General features: G+C 63.0%; 3 protein-coding genes. All 3 read left to right on the forward strand.

Annotation, left to right across the window (positions count from 1 at the left end):
• Positions 1-448 (forward strand): electron transfer flavoprotein subunit alpha/FixB family protein (locus tag ACKUB9_RS34185; RefSeq protein WP_410826043.1); only part of this gene is annotated, 448 nt, incomplete at its 5' end.
• A gap of 214 nt (positions 449-662) precedes the next feature.
• Positions 663-1,304 (forward strand): RraA family protein, encoded by a 642-nt coding sequence (locus ACKUB9_RS34190; RefSeq protein WP_407531133.1) that lies wholly within the window; start codon positions 663-665, stop codon positions 1,302-1,304.
• Between the two features lie 60 nt (positions 1,305-1,364).
• Positions 1,365-2,270, forward strand: coding sequence for an amino acid ABC transporter substrate-binding protein (locus ACKUB9_RS34195; protein ID WP_407531135.1), 906 nt, complete (start codon positions 1,365-1,367; stop codon positions 2,268-2,270).
• The last annotated feature ends 182 nt before the right edge of the window (positions 2,271-2,452 follow it).

Here is a 2,452-nt window from a genome sequence, read left to right on the forward strand (position 1 = left end):
GGCCGCGGCGGCGCCGGAGGCGAAGTCGTCGTTCAAGGGCGAGGAGATCGCCAAGTCCGACCGTCCGGAACTGGCCTCGGCCAAGTTCATCGTGTCCGGCGGTCGCTCGCTCGGCTCGGCGGAAAAATTCAAGGAGCTGATCGAGCCGCTCGCCGACGCCCTGGGCGCGGCCGTGGGCGCCTCGCGGGCCGCGGTGGATGCGGGCTACGCCCCGAACGACTGGCAGGTGGGCCAGACCGGCAAGGTGGTGGCGCCGGACCTCTACGTGGCGGTGGGCATCTCGGGCGCGATCCAGCACCTCGCCGGCATGAAGGATTCCAAGGTGATCGTGGCGATCAACAAGGACGAGGAGGCGCCGATCTTCCAGGTGGCCGATTACGGCCTCGTCGGCGACTTATTCCAGGTCGTGCCGGAGCTGCAGGCTGAGATCGCCAAGGCCAAAGGCTGAGAGGCCAACGGCTGAGACCGCACGCTAGCNTTATTCCAGGTCGTGCCGGAGCTGCAGGCTGAGATCGCCAAGGCCAAAGGCTGAGAGGCCAACGGCTGAGACCGCACGCTAGCGACGGATCGTACCCCCTCCGTTTGCACCAACTTCAGGGCGCTGCGCGGGAACTATGGTTTCGCTTACCTCCGCTTTGCAGCGGCTTCATAAGGACCACACCATGGTCGACACAGTACATCCTTCAGCCTCTCCGGTTGTCCCAGCCATCCTCGCGATGTTCCGGGGCGTTGCGACCGCCACGATCAGTGACAACCTGGAGCGGCTTCCCGGCCCCGTCGGCCTGCGCGCCTTCCACCAAGGGGGCGATCTTCTCGGCACGGCTCTGACAGTCCGCGTGCGAGCCGGAGACAACCTCGCCATCCATCAGGCCCTCAACCTCGCCCGTCCGGGCGAAGTCATCGTAGTCGATGGCGGCGGCGACACCAGTCGCGCCCTTGTCGGCGACATCATGAAGGCGATTGCAGAGAGCCGGGGCGTGGCGGGCTTCGTTATCGACGGTGCTATCCGCGACTCAGCCGCCTTCGCCGCCTCGAAGTTCCCCTGCTACGCCCGTGCCGCGATCCATCGCGGCCCCTACAAAACGGGCCCGGGCGCGATCAATGTGCCAGTCTCCGTCGGCGGATGCGTTGTCGCTCCGGGCGATATTGTCGTGGGCGACGCGGACGGCGTGGTGACTTTCCCACCCGATGTTGCTGCCAGCCTCATCAAGGCCGTGCAGGCCCAGGTGGCCCGTGAGGCCGAGGTCCTGCAGATGATCCGAGACGGTCGCTACGACGGTCGCTACGCCAAGCCATCCCGTTGAGTCCACCAAACCGGATCGGCCCAGCCAGCCCCTAACTGAAGTTTCACGAGAGGAACGTCGATGCGACTGCTCAGTACCTTCCTGGCTATGGCCGTTGCCGCCGCGCCCGCGGGTGCGACCGAGCTCATCGGCACATTAAAGAGACTCAAGGAAAACAACCGTATCGTCCTCGGCGTCCGGGATGGCGGTCCGCCGTTCAGCTACATCGATAACGATGGACGCTACATCGGCTACACGATCGACATCTGTAGCAAGATTGTCGATGCGATTAAGGTGGAGATCAACGCGCCCGATCTCCGGGTCGAGATGAATCCGGTCACTTCATCGACACGCATCCCGCTGATGACCAACGGCACGATCGACCTGGAATGCGGCTCGACCACCAACAATCCGGAGCGGCAGAAGCAAGTCGCATTCACCAATGCTCATTTTGTGACAACCAGCCGGTTCGCTGCGAAGAAAGCGAAGCACATCACCAAGATCGATGACTTGAAGGGTCAAACGGTCGTCTCGGTCGCCGGCTCGACGAACATCGTGCAGATCAATAAGATGAACAGTGAGCGCAAGCTCGGCCTCACGATCCAGGCGGCGAAGGACACTGTCGAGGCCTTCCTGCTGCTGGAGACTGATCGAGCGGCCGCGTTCGTGATGGATGACGTACAGCTCAGCATCCTTATCGCATTGTCGAAGGACCCCGCCGCCTACGTGATCAGCGAGGACGCATTCGCGCTGCCGGAGCCGTACGGCATCATGCTCCGCAAGAACGACGGCCCCTTCAAGGCTGTTGTAGACCGGGCTACAGCGGACCTGTATCGCACTCCTGAGATCGGCGCGATCTACCGGAAATGGTTCGAATCCCCAGTCCCGCCCAAGGGAATCAATTATCGTTTCCCGATGCCGTCAGAACTCAAGCGCGCCTTTGAGCATCCGACTGATAGCCCGGATCCTGCGAGCTACAAGGGATAGCCGCATACTTGCAGGAGCGTAGGCGAAAAATTGCGCGACATTCGGCGCAGCTCGTGAAAGCGCCGGAGGTTCGCTGCGGACTTGGTGCACTGCCAACTCAAAGGTCCGCTTGGGGTCGTGTCCCCGCTTGTGGTGTAGCTGGTCGGTAGCGGAGCCGCTCGCGAAGCGCGCCGTCACAAGGC

The sequence above is a fragment of the Methylobacterium oryzisoli genome (assembly GCF_046557895.1).
In the GTDB taxonomy this organism is placed as follows: Bacteria; Pseudomonadota; Alphaproteobacteria; order Rhizobiales; family Beijerinckiaceae; genus Methylobacterium; species Methylobacterium oryzisoli.